This window comes from Bacillus sp. OTU2372, from assembly GCF_038440275.1.
GTDB classification, from domain to species: domain Bacteria; phylum Bacillota; class Bacilli; order Bacillales; family Cytobacillaceae; genus Neobacillus; species Neobacillus bataviensis_B.
The window spans coordinates 269,034-287,087 of the sequence record NZ_JASATK010000001.1; the positions used below are offsets into that span (position 1 = coordinate 269,034).

Sequence of the window (18,054 nt, forward strand, 5' to 3'; positions counted from 1 at the left end):
AAAATGATCGAAAAAGATACCAAAGACGGAAAGTTAGAAATTCCTAAGTTCCCAAAAGATATGTTGTTTGCACCAGATGCCATTCATAAGGATGGAAAATATTATTTGTATTTTTGTATGGCAGATGCAAGCGAAGGGGTTGCTTTTGCAGATAAGCCAGAGGGGCCTTTTAGGGATCCGATTCAATTACCTTGTGGCGGAATCGACCCAGCTGTTTTTGTTGATGACGATGGACAGGCTTATTTTTATTGGGGACAGTTCTTTGCACATGGTGGGAAACTGAAAGATAATATGGTAGAGTTCGAGGAAGGCTCAATTGTAAATAAACTTGTAACGGAAGAAGAACATTATTTTCATGAGGGAAGTTCTGTTCGAAAACGTGGAGATACCTACTATTTCGTGTATTCCAGTATGGTCCGAGGTAAACCAACATCTCTAGCCTATGCAACTAGTAAATCACCACTTGGGCCATTCAAGTATCAAGGGGTCATCGTGGATAAACGATGGATGTGATCCTCAGAGTTGGAATAACCATGGCTCGATCGAAGAAGTAAATGGGCAGTGGTATGTATTCTATCATCGAAGTTCTCAGAACAGGCAGCAAAAACGCCGACTTTGTATTGAACCGATTTTTTTCAATGAGGACGGGACCATTCAGGAAGTAAAAATGACATCCCAAGGGGCTGGTCGGCCATTTGGAATCAATGAAAAAATCGAAGCCTACCGTGCTTGTCAGTTATCCGGCAGTGTTTACATTGCACCATCCAATAATGGGAATGAGGTTTTAACTGGTATTAAGGATGGAGATGAGGCTGTCTTTCGATATGTTGAATGGGATACATTGTCCAAGGAAATTTCAATAGAAGCCAGCGGCAGTGGTGAAATTCATATTTATCTAGATGACGAGAAGCAGGCAACCGGAAGTATTGTCTTAGATGAAGGGAAAATTGTAGCTTCTTCCTTCCAAGGTTCTTCCGGAAAACATCAAATTAAATTACAATTTAATAGGGTAAAAGAAATGGAGATTCATTCATTGTACTTTAGATAAAAGTTTATGATTAGTAAAAGAAGTTTGGATAAGTCCACGCACATAAATGCGTGGATTTTTTAATTAACATAAGAGAGTTGATTTTTGCTTCTCTGACAGTTATGAACGACCTTTTACCATGAAAAAATCGTAAGAGTAGTGTTAAAATTAGAAAAAACTAGTGACATTTCTTAATAAAACTAATTTGAAGTTGAAGACGACATAAAAAAGATGATTTCATCATATTTATCATCAATGAGAGGTTAAAGAGGTGAAAATATGTTAAGCAATGTTGGCAGAAGATTCATTTGGTTTTTGATCGGGAGTACGATCTTTGCTACCTTTATTGGATATACCCTGTTTAAGACTGGTCTCATTTCATCCCCATATATCCCCAAATCCCAAAGAGCACTGAATATTAAAGATGGTAATCGAAATAGAAGAGTTGGTAAAATTCGAGTTACGTAGAGCTTTCTAGATCAACACTGTGTACCTTTAGTTGCTCAAATCTTGATTAATTTTAATATAGAAAATTTATTTAAGGGCAAACAGTTCGGAATAAACTGCTTGCTCTTTTTTATGATGGTTCCGATAGAATAGTTTTCCTCCATCCGTTATAAAGGACAAGCAACTAGGAGGTACTTTTTTATAGTGATTTTCTGACTATTTTATTAATTAATGTTTGAAATGGATAGGAATTATGTCACATATGGCTATAGTTAACCATTAGTGTCTCCTTTAAACTAGGAATGGAATCGCTTTCAAATCTTTCGGAAAATAAAAAAGGAAAGAAGGTTAAACAATGAATTCTAATGTAATCAAAACACCTTTTCCTCGTTTAATTGCTGGTATTTCGATAGGAAGCTTTGGTTATAATCTCGCACTCATTACACCACTAGCATTCCTGCTGACAGTGAAATTAGCTATGCTTGACCCTGCAAACGTTACCAAGAGTTTTAGTATCATTGGTCTAACTACAGGTATTATTGGTATTTTAAGTCAATACATGGCAGGCGTGATTAGCGACAGAACAACTTGGAAATTAGGACGGAGGCGCCCTTGGATTCTAATTGGTTCAATAGGGGGAGCCGCTGCACTTTACGGGGTAGGGGCTGCTAAATCCTTTACAATGGTCTTGTTATTTTGGGCACTTGCCAAACTCTTGTTAAGTTTTATGAGTACGGCCATAACCGCTTTAATTCCTGATCAAGTGCCGGAAAACAAACGTGGTACTGCTTCAGGAATATATGGTCTTGTCAGCCCGCTTGCGATTATGATTGGGATTAACTTAATGTTTATCTTAAATAGCTGGGCGATTGAGAGGAAATTTTTATTACTTGGACTTATTTGTGTGATCTTTGCCATTATTACAAGTTTATTAATAAAGGAAGAAAAAGTAGAGTATCAAAAAGAACTTGGTAACAATGATTCATTATCATTCGGTGAAAAAATGTCTCGGATTTATCCAAGTCCAAGAAAATATCCTTACTTCACATTTGGAGTATTAACCAGATTTTTCATGGGTATTGCCTATACGGCTGCTTCTTTTACTAGTGTCTATTATCTCGAGCGTTTTCATGTTTCTCAACAAGATCTAGCAGGTATTGTCTCTACAAGTATGAACATAACCATCCCAATCTTAGCAGTGGCCAGTATCATCGGCGGTGGTCTCTCTGATAAATTTGGACGCCAGAAACCATTTGTATTTCTTGCGGCAGTTGTTACTGCAGTCGGTATTTTAGGCTATGGATTTGCTCCTAGTATCGGCTTTTCCTATGTATGTGGTTCAGTCATTTCCCTTGGCTTTGGAATGTTCTTAGCAGTCGATATTGCACTGATGTCAAGAGTCCTTCCACATCCGGAAGATGCAGCAAAAGATATGGGAATCGTCAACATTGCCAATGATATTGGAGGATCGCTTGCCAACTCGGCAGCAAGTCCAATTGTTGCGGCAGGAGGCTATCCATTATTCTTTGGAGTACTGGCTATCTTCGGAATACTAGCAGGTATTATCGTTAAACCAATTCCAGAATTGGAAAGGAAAGAAGCTGCTAATATTGAAATTGCCCAGTAAAAAAATGATAAAATCCGCGCCTTAATTGCGTGGATTTTATCCATATGTTGGAGGTTACACGTGAATATAACCTTGATACTCATTGCAATAGCAGTGGTTCTTTTTGAAATAATGGTAGCACCACTTATTGTAAACAACATGAGAAATAGAGGGCAAATGAGGAGGATAAAATCTTGATCCAGGTCATCAAGTTAAAAATAGAAAATCAAGATAGTCTGATGGGAGCAGATATCCTGCAGCCGCGTTTCAGCTGGATAATAGAAAGTGAAGGGACAGGCATAAATCAGTCTGCCTATCAAATAAATGTGTTTGAAAAAGAATCTTCAGGTTTTAAAAAGCTGATTTGGGATTCCCATATGGTACATTCTCAAATTTCGGTAAACGTTCCATACGAAGGTCCTTTATTGCAGAGTAAAACCACCTACACCTGGCAAGTCCGTGTTTGGAGTTCTAATGATGAGGAATCAGCATGGAGCAGTGAAGGACATTGGGAAATGGGCCTTTTACATGAGGATGAATGGGTAGCAAAATGGATTGAACCACAGCAAGAAAATGTAGTGGAAGAACCGGAATTGACATTAGAGGATATGTTTATTAGTAAGAAGAAAGGTGATTTACCATCCACAGAAGGTAGATTGCACCCGCCAAAATTGGTTCGTAAATCCTTCCACATTGACCAAAAGAAAATAGCGAAAGCTCGCCTTTACATTACTGCTCATGGACTTTATCACGCAAAAATCAATGGTCAAAAAATCACGGATGCAGAATTTACACCTGATTACACATCATATTCCAACTATCTGCAGTATCAAACCTATGATGTTTTGCCGTATCTTTGTGACGGTGAAAATGTTTTGGGCGTGATTCTTGCGGATGGCTGGTATGCAGGCAGAATCAGTATTCCTGGAGGAAGCGCTCAATTTGGCAACAAGCTAGGACTTCTGGGTCAATTGGAAATAACTTATACTGATCAAACCAAACAGGTAATTGCAACAGACGATTCGTTTTTATCATCAAACAGTCACTATTTATACAGTGATATTTTTATCGGAGAAAAACAGGATAAAAATCTAGAAAAGTCAGGATGGGACCGGCCAGGATATAATTGTTTGGAAGATGAATGGGCACCCGTTACAGTCGTTGATTGTAAGTTAAATAACTTACGAGCACAATATGGTGAATTTGTTAAGCCGGTTGAAATTCTATCTCCTGTTGATATTTGGAAGGATCAGAGCCAAGCATATATCATCGACTTCGGCCAAGTAATTGCAGGTCGTATCCGGTTTCGCGTGTATGGTTCAAAAGGGCAGGAACTTAAATTTGAACACAGTGAAGTCTTGGATGCAAACGGTGAGTTTTTTAATAATATAGTAGGAAGAAATAAAGAGCAAACCGATTATTATGTGACGAGCGGTGAGATTGGAGAGGTTTTTGAACCAACATTTACATTCCATGGTTTCCGTTATGTCCGGCTATCAGGCTATCATTCGGAGCTTCATCGAGAGAATATCTCAGCAATTGTCTTGTACTCAAATATGAAGGTAACAGGACATTTTACAACATCTGATCCAGAGATTAATCAACTCTGGAAAAATATCCAATGGAGCCAAAAAGGCAATATGCTGTCGATTCCGACAGATTGTCCGCAACGAGAGCGAGCAGGCTGGACCGGTGATTTACAGGTTTTTGCTCCCACCTCTGCTTTTAATATGGATGTCCAGGCATTTCTGACAAGGTGGCTTTGGAATTTACAGCAAGAGCAGACAGAAGATGGAGAAATTCTCAATTTCAGCCCTGCTCCAAAGGACATTTGGAATGACAAAAAATTTACTGGAACTATTTCTTCAGCCGGCTGGGGAGATGCTATTCTTATTGTTCCTTGGGTACTTTTTCAGAGATACGGGGATAAACGTATCCTTGAACAATGCTTTCCGGCAATGGAAAAATGGCTTGATTTTGTACAAAAAAGTGCAGCAGGAAATAAAGAAAATGTGGAAGAAGACTATGTTCGCTACTTATGGGATACAAAATTCCATTTTGGTGACTGGATGATCCCGAGTTTTATGCTCGGTAAAGAGCCGCAAGGACCTATCGCTTCTGCATTTGCTACCAAGGATTCTATTGCAACTGCCTACTATGCTTATTCTACTGGTTTGTTAGCTGAGATTGCCAAAATCCTGGGAAAAGAAGAGCAGTCTGATTATTATCACACTCTTCATAATAGGGTAAAGGAAGCCTTTGGAATTGCTTATATCACAGATTCAGGGGTGATGACCTCGGATTACCAAGGTGTTTATACAATAACACTGGCTTTTAATCTGCTTTCAGAAGTGCAAAAGAAAAAAGCGGTAGAAAGATTAGTAGAGTTAATCAAGAAAAATGATTATAAAATTGATACAGGATTCTTATCTGTTCCGTATATTATGGATGTCTTATGTGAAAATGGTTATGAGGAAATTGCCTATAAGCTGCTCTTCCAAACAGCCTGCCCTTCATGGCTTTATGAAGTCAAGAATGGTGCAACAACCATTTGGGAATCATGGGAAGCGATTAAACCGGATGGTACTGTTGGGGCTTTCTCTTTTAACCACTATGCATTCGGTTGTGTAGGGGATTGGCTGGTCCGCCATATTGGCGGTTTAACTCCAACTGAACCAGGATACAGCCAGTTTAAGGTCGAACCTCATTATAATGATCGATTAAAATATGCTGAAACGAAATTTGAATCCATTTATGGCGATATAAAGGTGAAATGGGAGATAAAAGAAGAACAGAAAATGTTCTTACAAGTCGTGGTACCAGCTAATACAATGGCTGTTATTTCACTAAAAAATGTCGACCATGGCTCCGTTCAGAAACTAAATGATTATCTGACCGAGATGGAATATTCAAATTATCAATATTATGAAAAGGAAAGAAGAGTTGAATTCACTGCACCTTCTGGACAAATTAATATTGAATACAAATTAAATGAGTTATGTAGAATAAATGAGCTTTAGAGCTAAAAGGTTAAAATCCATGTAACAGCCCAGAGAAAAAGGGACCGCCTCTTATCAATGGCGGCCTTTAACTCAATTTATACTAAAAGATTATGATGGCTTAAACGTTGCACTGCTGCCCGAAGCTCTTTGCGTGCCACACCAATTTCATGCGCTGCTTTGACAACAGCTGCCCGGACTTTTTCTACTGCTCTATCAATAAACACACTTTTAGCTCTTCCCTTTAATTGTAGGGGAGAGTAACAGTAAATCTCGTTCCTTTTCCAACCTCTGTAGAAAGTTCTATCTGACCGTGAAGTTTATCTACGCTGCGTTTAACAAGAAATAAACCGATTCCTCGATCGTTCCCTTTTGTAGAAAACCCTTTCGAAAATACCTGCTTAACTATATCCTCTTCTATCCCGGGACCATTGTCCGCTATTTCAATTAAAAGCTCATGATCATAATAATCAAAATGAATGAATACCTTTTTATTCTCTTGGCCGGAAAGAGCCTCTAAGGCATTATCAGTTAAGTTTCCAATAATAGTAATTATTTCATGAGTAGTTTCAGGTAGTGCGGGTTCAGGCAAGGTACCTTCTCCTGAAAAAGAAAGTTCTGCCCCCATTTCCCTTGCGTAGCTCATTTTTCCAAGTATGAACCCTGCTAGAGCGGGGTCCTTTATTTTACTGACAATATAACCGACTTCATTTTGAAGTTGGTCGGAAATCTGATCAATATAATCGGAAAGCTTTTCATATTGCTGCAGGTGAACTAATCCTAACACAACATGAAGTTTATTCATGAATTCATGGGATTGGGCCCTTAATGCCTCTGCATAAAGTGTGACCCCAGTGAGCTCTTCTGCTAACTTATTAATTTCTGTTTTGTTACGAAAAGTAGTAATGGCACCAACCATTTGATTACCGACAATAATCGGTAGTTGGTTTGCAAATAGGGTAATACCAGATAAATCAACTTCAATATTCAGACTCGGTTTCCCTGTTTCTAAGACATTTCGCAATTGAAGTTGAGGGAGGTATTGGTCCACTAAGTGGCCGACAGGGTTTTCTTTCATTCCCGCTTCTTCGAATAACCGCAGTGCCTCATTATTAATGAGTGTGATTCGGGCATCCTGATCAACAGCTAGAATTCCTTCCTTAGTTGATTGAAGCATGGCACTTCTTTCTTCAAGTAATTTACCAATTTCAAATGGTTCCAGTCCAAACATACTTTTCTTTATTTTTCTAGCTAAAAAAATTGCCCCAATAACTCCAATTAATACGCCGAAAATAACAGCTAAATAAATGACATTTTTGCTGTTTTTAACGTCATGTTTCACCTTATTAAGAGAAATTCCTACCGCAACAGCGCCAATTTGTTTTCCAGAGTCTGAAAATACGGGAGTGAAGGCTCTTAAAGAGTACCCTAATGTTCCCTTTGCGATGGAGGTCTTTTCTTGACCCCGGAGTACGGGTCCTTCATCGCCTCCAACAAAATGTTGACCAATTTTATCAGGACTAGGATGCGTTTTCCGTATCCCATTCATATCCATCACAACAATAAATTCGACGGCAGTTATCTTAGTCATTTCGCTGGTATATTTCTGTATCTCCCGTTCATTTTGCTTTTGTTCCAAATTGTTAATAGTAAGGGGAGAATGCGCAACCATCCTGGCAATATTCATCGCTTTATCTGTTTGATTATTTAGTGTCGCTTCCCCTATTTCATTACTTATGAGCAAATCGGTGACAAATAAAGCAAGTGCAACAACTCCGCAGACTAAAAAGGTAATCGTAGTTTGAAGACGAAACCGTGGTCGTTTGTTTCGCACAGGATCCCCACTTTCATTTTTTTCTTCAAGGTTATAACCTGTACTTATTCATTGGACGGCCGACAGAACCATATTGAATCTCCATCATAATATCGCCTTTTTTCTCTAGATAGTCTAAATACCGGCGAACAGTGACACGTGCTAATCCAATGCCTGCGGCAACATCTTCAGAAGAAAGAGGTTCAGCTTGTCCTTTTAAAAATTGTACTATTTGCTGGAGGGTTCTGTCATTCAACCCTTTTGGCAAATAGTCCTCTGGCTCGCCTCCCTTGAGCTGAACTCCCATTAAAGCGTCCAAATCTGCTTGCTCAAGGGGTCTATTTTCCTTGAATTTTTTAAAATTTTGACGATATTGATCAAGTGCTGTTTGAAAACGGTCAAACCGGAATGGTTTGACAATATAATCCACAACACCTGCCCGGAAAATCTCCTGGATATGTTGTGGATCGCGATTGGCTGTTAAGAGAATAACATCTAAAGGATAATGGTTATTTCTAATGGTTTGTAACAAAGTAAGTCCATTTGTGTCTGGTAAAAAGAAATCTAACAAAACGAGATTTGGCCTTTCTTCGTTGATGAATGAGAGCGCTTCTTTACCATTGAAAGCTTTTCCAGCTAACTTAAAGCCCGGAAGCTTGGAAACGAATTGAGCATTAATCTCCATGACCATTGGGTCATCCTCGACAATCAAGACTTTGATTGGCTCCATACTTTTCTCCTTTAATATCTTTTCTACCATTATACCCTACTTTTTTTCCTATCCTCAAAAAAACAGCCACGGTTTTCGTGGCTGAAGTCTATTATCTAGATTTGAACGAGGTTAGGCCGTTTTACTAATAGATTGCTTGGAATTAACATTCTCATCGAACTCATTTTCCATTTTCGAAACAACAACTGTTGCGACCCCATTGCCAATTAAGTTTGTTAAGGCACGAGCTGTAGACATAAACCGGTCAACCCCTAGAAGAAGGGCAATTCCTTCAACAGGAACACTTGGGAAGGCAGCTAGTGTTGCCGCCAAAGTAACAAACCCGGAGCCTGTTACACCCGCAGCTCCTTTGGAGGTAAGCATTAATACTCCTAGTAATGTAACCTCTTGAACAAAGCTTAAGTGAACCCCGAAAGCCTGCGCAATAAATAGGGCAGCCATAGAAAGATAGATAGATGTTCCATCTAGATTAAAAGAGTATCCAGTAGGAACGACAAGACCTACAACTGACTTAGAACAACCATATTTCTCTAGCTTTTCAACCATTTTAGGAAGAGCCGATTCAGATGATGATGTCCCTAGGACTAAGAAAATTTCATCTTTGATATAACTTATAAATTGAAAGATATTAAATCGATAGAACTTCGCAATGCCGCCCAGAACGACAACAATAAACACTACCATAGCTAAGACAGTTAACCCGAATAATTTTCCAAGAGATACGAGGGAACCGATACCGAATTCACCAATTGTATAGGAGATAGCACCGAACGCTGCTATAGGTGAATAGTACATAATAATATTTACAATCCGAAAGAATGTTTCAGACAGTTTTTCAAATAGAACAATAACTGATTTTCCTTTTTCGCCAAGGCCAGATAAGGCAATTCCAAATAGTACAGCTAAGAAAAGAATTGGAAGAAGCTGACCGTTTACCATCGCGCCTAAAAAGTTATCAGGAATGATTCCCATGATAAAATCCATGAAACTGTGACTTCCTTCGGCGGCTTGTTTAGTAAATTGAGTAATATCTGCTTTCGCACTATGTGCATTAACTCCCGCACCAGGTTTAAAAATAGTGGCAAACAGGATTCCGATTGCCAAAGATATAGTGGAAACGATTTCAAAGTATAATAATGCTTTTCCGCCGATCCTGCCGACTTTTTTCATATCCCCCATACCGGCAATCCCAACGACAATTGTTAAGAAGATAATCGGTGCAATCACCATTTTGATCATTTTAACAAAGATATCCGATAAGACTTTTAAATCCGCACCTGCTTTAGGAAATATCGCACCAAAGATAATACCAAGAACTATTGCGATTACAACCTGTGTTGTCAGACCTTTAAAATTGATTTTCATTTCCCAATCCTCCGATTCTTATAAAATTGTAAACACTTACAAAAATGAATTAAGCCAAGATGTAAACTCTAATTGAAAGTATAAATTTTAAAGAATAGTCTGACAATGTTTTGGTTATATCGTTCTTTTTGGTGATTTTGGTCACAATTTGTTCACAAATTAATTCGTAACAAAAAACCACGAAAGTCTACTAGGGAGTAGGGCTTTCGTGGTTCTTTTTGCGATATTCGGCAGGAGTAACGCCATGAATTTTTTTAAATGATTTATAGAAAAAGGTAATATTGGTGTACCCAACTTTATTTGCGATCTGATCGATTGTAAAATCAGTATTCTCTAACAGGGTGCAGGCATTTTTTATTTTTAATTGATGTGATAATTCAATAAATGTCTTACCTAAATTGGTTTTTAGTAATCTAGTTAGATGATTCGGATGAAAGTGAAACTTCTCAGCCGTTCGTTCTAGTGTCATTGATTGATAATTTTGTTCCATAAAACTCAGAATCTCCGAGATAATCGCTTTCTTAAAGGTTGGTTCTTCTTTGTCTTTAGAATAGCTATTATAAATCCTTAAAAGCTCTGTAAAAATTAACAGCATATAAGAATTGATGGCCTCATTCGAGCAAAGCTGAGGATGAAAGAATTCTCCCAATGCTTGGATGATGATTTCTTTAAGTCGATTGTTGGAACCTTTAGGAAAAATGATATACCGGCTATCTTTCTTTTGCTGATAAATGGCATTTACGAAAAAGTCGGTTAATAAATCATTTCCTGATAGTCTTTGAAGCAGTGCCGAATCAAAATAACTTGTTCGAATCATGATGTTGATAATAATATCATTTTCGGAGGCGCTTTCAATTCCGTGCATTACATTGGTATCTAGTAAACAAAGATCTCCTTCTTTGAGGATAACCTCTTTGCCATTAATGTATTGTGTACAAGTACCTGAGTATACATAGTTCATTTCAATAAAGGAATGTCTATGTTCGGTAAATTTGATAAATCGAGGATGTTTTAAAAAAACAACATTTTGAAAAGGTTTAAAAAAGTAATCTACTGGGACAATGTCGGGTGCTTGAATGCCCTTAGAAAAAGTAAGTTCTGAGTCTTCTAAGTGGGAGTAATGTCTTGGGTGTTCCGCTGTGCCTGAATACTTTTTTTCATATTCACTCATTTCCATCAATTGTTTCTCAATAACAGTTGTATCCATGTTAATCACCCTCCTTTGTTGGCCTGAAATTCTTATAATTATAGTTTATCAATATCCTATTTCTTTATATAGTAGAAAAAGGGATAGACTGCTGGAAAATAAAGAGAATCTACTCCATTTACCCTTTAGGAAAAATGAATGAAAAAATCCCTTTGATACTTCTTTCGATATGCGAAATACCGTGCTATACTAATAAAAGTCACCAACAAAATCGTTTTAAGAAGGGTTGTCTAAGGTAAATGTCGAGTAGTATGATAAAAGCTTTTATTAGTCTCTTTTTGGTTTCTGTTTTATGGGGGTGTAATTATCCGGTCAGTGCCTATTTACTGCAAGGATTTTCACCTGTTTTTTTATCAACAGTTCGAATTTGCTTTACATCACTTTTTTTGATAATCGTTGCTATGATTCATAAAGGAATGAAGCGTCCCACCCTTTCAGAGTGGAAATACCTCATTGGTGTTGGAATCTTTGGAACCCTGTTAAATCAAACCTTTTATTTTACTGGTCTCCATCATACAACACCAGCTAACGCCTCATTAATTATTTCCTTGGCACCAGTAGCGACAATTTTATTGGAACGAATCATCTTTAAGGTCAAGTTTACGATTAAAAAATCGGTAGGAGCCATTATTAGTTTAATTGGTGTTTTTTCAATTATTGGCGTTGCAAATGGCGGTTTGGGAATATCATGGGGAGATTTTAACATACTAATCGCCATGCTTTGCCTTTCGATTAGTATATTGTTTATCCGAGGTTTATCCAAAACTATGAACACGTTTATTATTACGATATACTCAACCGTCCTAGGAAGTGTACTGATGATTCCTGCTGCCGGAGTCGAAAGTTTTGTTAGCGGCTCTGTCATCAGCCATTCTCTTTTTATGTGGATCTTGTTAATTTTTGCTGGAATCATGGCTCAAGGTATTGCCGGGTTTTGGTGGAATAAAGGCGTAGCTAAAGTTGGTGCAGGTACAGCTTCAATGTTCATGAATATCCAGCCCTTTGTCGCCATTCTTGCCTCCCATTTTATTTTAGGGAATCATATCTTCCTAAATCAAATCATTGGCGGTATTTTGGTATTACTAGGTGTATTTATTGCGAATATGCCATCGGGTAAAAGGGTAGTCTCTACTGGGGCAAATAAAGCGGCAATGTGAAGAGTCCTTCCACTGATTCGGCTAAAAGGTTGATCTTTAACCAAAAACTATCAATACATCCTGAGATAAGGAACGGGATTATGAGTTGAAACACCACAGAAAAATTCTGTGGTGTTTTTTGGTATTTAAGAATTAAAGCTGGCAAATAAGGACAATAAATTGGTCGAATCAAGTTATAGGAAAAACGTCATTTTCTAGTATTATAAAAGTATATCAGTAAGCGTTTCCAACCGAGAGGTGATGTTAATGACAAAATACAGTATTGCTGTTGATATTGGTGCATCAAGCGGCCGGCTTATTTTAGGCTATCTTGAAAATGGATTATTAAAATTAGAAGAAATTCATCGGTTTGAAAACCAGATTGTGAAAAAAGGTGACTCTTATTGCTGGGAAGCCGATATGCTTTTTCAAGAAATCAAAAACGGTTTAAAAAAGTGCAATGAACTTGGCATTAAACCCGATAGTATTGGTATCGATACTTGGGCAGTCGACTTTGTGTTATTGGATGAAAAGAATCAACCATTGACTGAAGCAGTCTCTTATCGTGACCCAAGAACAGACGGTATGATGGAACAGGTTTTTGAAAAAATAATGAAGGAACGCCTTTATCTAGAAACAGGCATCCAGTTCCAAAAGTTTAATACCATTTATCAATTATATTCGATTAAACAAAACGCACCGGAAATCTTAGACCAGGCAAAATCATTCTTAATGATTCCGGATTACTTTAACTATTTGCTCACAGGAAAAAAAGCAAACGAATACACAAATGCTACATCTACACAATTAGTCAATGCTTTTACAAAAAAATGGGATCATGACTTATTAGATCTATTGGGAATTAATAAAGAAATGTTCCACGAAATTAAAATGCCAAAGGCGGTTCTTGGAACATTAAGGGAAGAACTAGTTTCAGAGTTAGGTTTTGACCTTCAAGTGATTCTTCCGGCAACACATGATACAGGTTCAGCAGTTATTGCCGTACCAGAAGAAAATGAAACGATCTATATCAGTTCCGGTACTTGGTCGCTGATTGGAGTAGAAAATTACTTCCCAATCTGTGTTACCAAAGCACTCGACTATAATTTCACCAATGAGGGCGGAATTGATTATCAATACCGATTCTTAAAGAATATTATGGGCCTTTGGATGATTCAAGAGGTCAGACGTAACTACAATAATGAATATTCTTTTGCCGAGCTGGTTGATTTAGCTAGAGAGGCTAAGGACGTTAAGGCAGTGGTTAATGTCAATGATGACCGCTTCTTAAAACCTGATAACATGATTCAGGAAATCATGAATTATTGTGTAGAAACGGGTCAGACAATTCCTAGCACACCTGGAGAAGTCGCAAAATGCGTATATGATAGTTTGGCAGTTAGCTATCAGGATGCCGTTCACGAAATCGAAGAAATCTTTGAAAAGAGATTTGAAAAAATCAATGTCATCGGCGGCGGCTGTCAGAATGAAATGTTAAATCAACTTGTCGCTGATGTAACAAAAAAAGAAGTATATGCAGGACCAGTTGAAGCTACAGCGATCGGTAATATCGTGGCGCAGTTAATGGCCCTCGATGAAATTGAAGATATTAAAGAGGCCCGCACGATTGTTAAAAAATCATTTGAAGTAAAGAAATATTTACCAACTGCATCGATTACAAACTAACCATGGAGAGGAAGAAATACATGTCTATTCAAGAAAACTATGAACTTGCTAAAAAGGCTTATGAAAAATGGGGAATTAATGTTGATGAAGTAATCGAAACCTTAAAAAATGTTCCGATTTCGATTCATTGCTGGCAAGGTGATGATATTGGTGGATTTGAAGTAAATCCGAACGAATTATCTGGTGGAATTTCTGTTACCGGAAATTATCCTGGTAAAGCGTCAACACCGGAAGAATTAAGAGCTGACTTAGAAAAAGCACTTTCCTTAATTCCAGGTAAACACCGCGTTAATTTACATGCGATTTATGCGGAAACAAATGGAGAAGTTGTAGAAAGAGATCAATTAGAACCTAAACACTTCGAAAACTGGGTGAAATGGGCAAAGGAAAATGGTTTAGGTTTAGACTACAACCCAACACTGTTTTCACATCCGAAAGCAAATGATGGTTTAACACTTTCTCATCCAAACCAAGAAATTCGTGAGTTCTGGATTAATCACTGCATTGGCAGCCGGAAAATTGGTGAGTATTTTGGTAAAGAACTTGGCACACCAGCCTTAACAAACATTTGGATTCCGGATGGCTATAAAGATATTCCTAGCGACCGCTTAACTCCAAGAAAAAGATTAAAAGATTCATTGGATAAAATTTTTGCAGTAGAAACAGACGAGAAATACAATCTAGATGCTGTTGAAAGTAAAGTATTTGGAATTGGCTCCGAATCTTATGTAGTTGGTTCTCATGAATTTTATCTAAATTATGCAATGAAAAATGATAAATTATGCTTACTGGATACAGGACACTATCATCCAACCGAAACAGTATCAAATAAAATTTCATCGATGTTATTATTTAGCGAAAAGCTTGCCCTGCATGTTTCAAGACCTGTACGCTGGGACAGTGATCATGTAGTTATCCTTGATGATGAATTAAAGGAGATTGCCTTAGAAATCGTACGTAATGAAGCGGTAGACCGTGTCATCATCGGCCTAGACTTCTTTGATGCAAGCATCAACCGTGTGGCGGCTTGGACAATTGGTACTCGCAATATGATCAAGGCATTATTATCTGCAATGTTAGTACCAAACGAGTATCTAAAACAGCTTCAAGAAGAAGGAAACTTCACTGAAAGATTAGCATTAATGGAAGAATTCAAAACTTATCCATTTGGTGCAGTTTGGGATTACTATTGTGAAAGAATGGGCGTTCCAGTAAGAGAGTCTTGGTTAGAAGAAGTAAAGGCGTATGAGCAAGAGGTCTTATTAAAGCGATAAGTAGATTTTTTTTGGGAAGACTCAATGAGGGGATTTATAGACTCCTTTTTGGGTCTTCTTTTTTAGGGAAAAGAAGGGATTCTGCAAAAAATTGAAGAATTCAACAAAATAAATGAAGAATTCTACGAAGTTTTAAGTTATTCTACAAATTAAGGGTGGAATACTACAAAATAATGAAAGAATTCTACATTAATTGTATATTATTTTCCGGTTTCAGACAATTTGATGGGAGGGTTCATATGAACAGTGTTGAATTGCTGTCTTTCCTTCAAGCCAATAATACTAGAGAGGCACCAGATTGGGATGTTATAAAAAACATCTATCATCCAGAACAGGTAAATGTAGTAGATGGACAGCCTGTTTACAATTTTAATATGATTTTTGATCCCACCATCAATCCGATTGAAGAGAACATTTTCATATCTCAGGGTCCCGTTGCTGCGTTCGTCCCAATGCATATTCATCAATATATTGAATTAATTTATGTCTACAAAGGAAAATGCACTGTTATCCTTCAGGACCACGAAATAAACATGACTGAGGGTGGAACCATCATGATCGATAAAAACACCCCTCATACAATAAAAGAGATTTCAAAATCTGATATTGTTATTGAAATGAAACTGAAGCATGACTACTTATCAACTGGATTTCTTAGTCGATTCACGAATAAAAGTATTATCTCACAATTTTTGATTGACTCCCTGATTGATAGCCGAAGAGCAAATAACTATCTGTACTTTCCTTTTGAAGAACATTCAAAAGTGGTTAGTATGATGGAGCAAATTATGTGTGAGTATTATGACAAGGACATTTTTACTTCTGAAATGATTGATGCTTATCTTTTCATATTGTTTACAGAACTAATCCGCCACAGTAACAATTCGAACAATACAAAGAAGGACGAAATCAAGCAGAAGGATGCCATTGTCCTAGAGTTTCTAAAATATATTGATGACCATTTTAAGGATTGCAGCTTAACGGAAATGGCAGATCATTATAAATATCATCCAAACTATATTTCTGCTGTTCTTAAAAAGGCAACCGGAAAATCATTCAAGGATCTCCTGCAAATCCAAAGATTGAACAAGGCTGCTCTATATCTAAGTAACTCGGACCTGCCAATACCCGATATTGCAGAAGAAGTTGGGTATTCGAGCGTTTCTTTTTTCTATAAGAAATTTAACGAAGTCTACATGCAGACCCCAAAAGATTATCGAGAAAAAAAGTCGAGAAATTTAGTACAGAATCCGTAAACCTTAAAACCGCCTCTACCCGGCGGTTTTATTATTTTACAAAAAGTTGATATCTTTGATTCGAGCAATAAACCTCTTTGCTTTTAATATTAAATATTTTGAAACCGCTTGCTAAAATATAGGTAATCAGCAGGATATAAGAATAGAAGGAGTGTTTAAAATGGAATTACAGTTTCCATCCAATTTTCTTTGGGGTTCGACAACAGCAGCCTATCAAGTAGAAGGGAATAATTATAACAGCGATTTCTGGGCGGAAGAGCATGCAGAAGGCTCACCATATAAAGATAAATCAGGGGATACCATTGATCATTACCGGCTTTATCAAGAGGATATTGCTCTGATGGCAAGCTTTGGCTTGAACACGTACCGGTTCTCCATCGAATGGTCCAGAATCGAAACGGAGCCAGGACAATATTCACGTTCTGCGATCGAACATTATCGTGACGTCCTTGAAACCTGTCATAAACACGGAATCACACCTGTAGTTGCTATGCACCACTTTTCTTCACCTAAGTGGCTAATGAGACTCGGAGGATGGGCGAGCCCGGAGGTTCCCAATCTTTTTGCTAAATATTGTGAAGTGGTTTTTCGTGAATTAGGGCATTTAATCCCATACGCATTGACAATGAATGAAATTAACCTGCCAGTTATGTTGCGTGAGATTTTCTCGAAAATCGGCTTTATTCCTCCAGTAGGGATTGAGAGAGATGCCTGGGTGGCACCAAAATGGAGAGAGTCAGCAGCAAAATTGTGTGGAACAACCATTGAAAATTACTTCACGTTCCATATGATTTCAGATGAATCTTCTATCAAGATATTAAAGGAAACTCATCAGAAGGCGCGTGAGGCAATTAAGAGAATACAGCCTGATACCAAAGTAGGATTATCGATGGCTCTATCAGATATTCATTCAATCCCCGGAGGCGAGGAATTGGCAGAGCAGAAATGGCACAGTTATTTTAGACAATATTTACCGATGTTAGAAGGGGACGACTTTTTCGGACTTCAAAATTACACAAGAGAGGTTTATGGGCCAGAAGGACAAGTGAGGCCTGCTGAAGGGGCAGAACTCACACAAATGGGGTATGAATTTTATCCTGAAGCACTTGGTAATATCATCCGAAAGGTCGCAAAAGATCTAGCCATTCCAATAATGATTACAGAACACGGTATTGCAACGGATGATGATTCCCGACGGGTAGAATTTATCGGTAAAGCTTTAGAAGGAGTGCAGGCATGTCTAGACGATGGGATTGACGTCAGAGGCTATCTTCACTGGACCACTTTTGATAATTTCGAATGGCAATCTGGTTATTCAATGAGATTTGGTCTTATAGAAGTGGATCGTTCGACACAAAAACGAAAAGTAAAGGAAAGTGCGCGTTATTTAGGAAGTATTGCACAAATTAACAAACTAATAATGAAATAAATTACTTAGCTCCCAAGTCCAACTTGGGGGCAAAAACATAAATCTTTGATTCGCACAATATATTCCTTTGATTTTACTA

14 protein-coding genes are annotated in these 18,054 nt (G+C 37.8%); 9 read left to right on the forward strand and 5 right to left on the reverse strand.

The features are described 5' to 3' along the window. Window positions 1-3: 3 nt before the first annotated feature. From AAHB15_RS01380 to AAHB15_RS01395, 4 genes are all read left to right on the forward strand, one after another. Window positions 4-513: a family 43 glycosylhydrolase gene (locus AAHB15_RS01380; RefSeq protein WP_335572572.1), complete on the forward strand. Its 510-nt coding sequence runs from the start codon at window positions 4-6 to the stop codon at window positions 511-513. After that, complete coding sequence (locus tag AAHB15_RS01385) at window positions 464-1,048, forward strand: hypothetical protein (protein ID WP_342041611.1); 585 nt, start codon at window positions 464-466, stop codon at window positions 1,046-1,048. The genes AAHB15_RS01380 and AAHB15_RS01385 overlap by 50 nt, the downstream gene beginning before the upstream one ends. Before the next feature lie 781 nt (window positions 1,049-1,829). Beyond that, a complete protein-coding gene (locus AAHB15_RS01390; RefSeq protein ID WP_342041612.1) occupies window positions 1,830-3,101 on the forward strand; it encodes an MFS transporter in 1,272 nt (423 codons plus the stop codon). 173 nt (window positions 3,102-3,274) lie between these two features. Further along, window positions 3,275-6,100 (forward strand): alpha-L-rhamnosidase, encoded by a 2,826-nt coding sequence (locus AAHB15_RS01395; RefSeq protein ID WP_342041613.1) that lies wholly within the window; start codon window positions 3,275-3,277, stop codon window positions 6,098-6,100. A 77-nt stretch (window positions 6,101-6,177) separates the two neighbouring features. Here AAHB15_RS01395 and AAHB15_RS01400 read toward each other — a convergent pair whose 3' ends face one another. The 5 genes from AAHB15_RS01400 to AAHB15_RS01420 all read right to left on the reverse strand — a co-directional run bounded on the left by AAHB15_RS01400 (window position 6,178) and on the right by AAHB15_RS01420 (window position 11,194). Beyond that, window positions 6,178-6,306 (reverse strand): hypothetical protein, encoded by a 129-nt coding sequence (locus tag AAHB15_RS01400; protein WP_335572569.1) that lies wholly within the window; start codon window positions 6,304-6,306, stop codon window positions 6,178-6,180. Window positions 6,307-6,323: 17 nt separating this feature from the next. Continuing rightward, a complete protein-coding gene (gene dcuS, locus AAHB15_RS01405) occupies window positions 6,324-7,913 on the reverse strand; it encodes a DcuS/MalK family sensor histidine kinase (protein WP_335572568.1) in 1,590 nt (529 codons plus the stop codon). A gap of 31 nt (window positions 7,914-7,944) precedes the next feature. Continuing rightward, window positions 7,945-8,622 (reverse strand): response regulator, encoded by a 678-nt coding sequence (locus tag AAHB15_RS01410; protein ID WP_335572567.1) that lies wholly within the window; start codon window positions 8,620-8,622, stop codon window positions 7,945-7,947. A gap of 111 nt (window positions 8,623-8,733) precedes the next feature. Next, window positions 8,734-9,987: a C4-dicarboxylate transporter DctA gene (dctA, locus tag AAHB15_RS01415; RefSeq protein ID WP_335572566.1), complete on the reverse strand. Its 1,254-nt coding sequence runs from the start codon at window positions 9,985-9,987 to the stop codon at window positions 8,734-8,736. A gap of 190 nt (window positions 9,988-10,177) precedes the next feature. Then, window positions 10,178-11,194 (reverse strand): AraC family transcriptional regulator, encoded by a 1,017-nt coding sequence (locus AAHB15_RS01420; RefSeq protein WP_342041614.1) that lies wholly within the window; start codon window positions 11,192-11,194, stop codon window positions 10,178-10,180. A gap of 239 nt (window positions 11,195-11,433) precedes the next feature. Here AAHB15_RS01420 and AAHB15_RS01425 point away from each other — a divergent pair, with 239 nt between their 5' ends. The 5 genes from AAHB15_RS01425 to AAHB15_RS01445 all read left to right on the forward strand — a co-directional run bounded on the left by AAHB15_RS01425 (window position 11,434) and on the right by AAHB15_RS01445 (window position 17,975). Beyond that, the gene (locus tag AAHB15_RS01425) at window positions 11,434-12,351 is read left to right on the forward strand and encodes a DMT family transporter (protein ID WP_342041615.1); all 918 of its coding nucleotides are present in this window, start codon (window positions 11,434-11,436) and stop codon (window positions 12,349-12,351) included. 246 nt (window positions 12,352-12,597) lie between these two features. After that, on the forward strand, window positions 12,598-14,016 hold the full coding sequence (gene rhaB / locus AAHB15_RS01430) for a rhamnulokinase (protein WP_342041616.1): 1,419 nt from the start codon (window positions 12,598-12,600) through the stop codon (window positions 14,014-14,016). Between the two features lie 20 nt (window positions 14,017-14,036). After that, window positions 14,037-15,290, forward strand: coding sequence for an L-rhamnose isomerase (rhaA, locus tag AAHB15_RS01435; protein ID WP_342041617.1), 1,254 nt, complete (start codon window positions 14,037-14,039; stop codon window positions 15,288-15,290). Between the two features lie 239 nt (window positions 15,291-15,529). After that, window positions 15,530-16,546 carry an AraC family transcriptional regulator gene (locus tag AAHB15_RS01440; RefSeq protein ID WP_342041618.1) on the forward strand — a complete coding sequence of 339 codons (1,017 nt, stop codon included), beginning with the start codon at window positions 15,530-15,532 and terminating at the stop codon, window positions 16,544-16,546. 160 nt (window positions 16,547-16,706) lie between these two features. After that, window positions 16,707-17,975 (forward strand): glycoside hydrolase family 1 protein, encoded by a 1,269-nt coding sequence (locus AAHB15_RS01445; RefSeq protein ID WP_342041619.1) that lies wholly within the window; start codon window positions 16,707-16,709, stop codon window positions 17,973-17,975. Window positions 17,976-18,054: the final 79 nt, after the last annotated feature.

What these genes read in the sequence shown, in the direction of transcription:
- AAHB15_RS01380 (WP_335572572.1), top strand. Translation starts at nt 4, where the DNA reads ATGATCGAAAAAGATACCAAAGACGGAAAGTTAGAAATTCCTAAGTTC.
- AAHB15_RS01390 (WP_342041612.1), top strand. Translation starts at nt 1,830, where the DNA reads ATGAATTCTAATGTAATCAAAACACCTTTTCCTCGTTTAATTGCTGGT.
- AAHB15_RS01410 (WP_335572567.1), bottom strand. Translation starts at nt 8,622, where the DNA reads ATGGAGCCAATCAAAGTCTTGATTGTCGAGGATGACCCAATGGTCATG.
- dctA (WP_335572566.1), bottom strand. Translation starts at nt 9,987, where the DNA reads ATGAAAATCAATTTTAAAGGTCTGACAACACAGGTTGTAATCGCAATA.
- AAHB15_RS01420 (WP_342041614.1), bottom strand. Translation starts at nt 11,194, where the DNA reads ATGGATACAACTGTTATTGAGAAACAATTGATGGAAATGAGTGAATAT.
- AAHB15_RS01425 (WP_342041615.1), top strand. Translation starts at nt 11,434, where the DNA reads ATGTCGAGTAGTATGATAAAAGCTTTTATTAGTCTCTTTTTGGTTTCT.
- rhaB (WP_342041616.1), top strand. Translation starts at nt 12,598, where the DNA reads ATGACAAAATACAGTATTGCTGTTGATATTGGTGCATCAAGCGGCCGG.
- rhaA (WP_342041617.1), top strand. Translation starts at nt 14,037, where the DNA reads ATGTCTATTCAAGAAAACTATGAACTTGCTAAAAAGGCTTATGAAAAA.
- AAHB15_RS01440 (WP_342041618.1), top strand. Translation starts at nt 15,530, where the DNA reads ATGAACAGTGTTGAATTGCTGTCTTTCCTTCAAGCCAATAATACTAGA.
- AAHB15_RS01445 (WP_342041619.1), top strand. Translation starts at nt 16,707, where the DNA reads ATGGAATTACAGTTTCCATCCAATTTTCTTTGGGGTTCGACAACAGCA.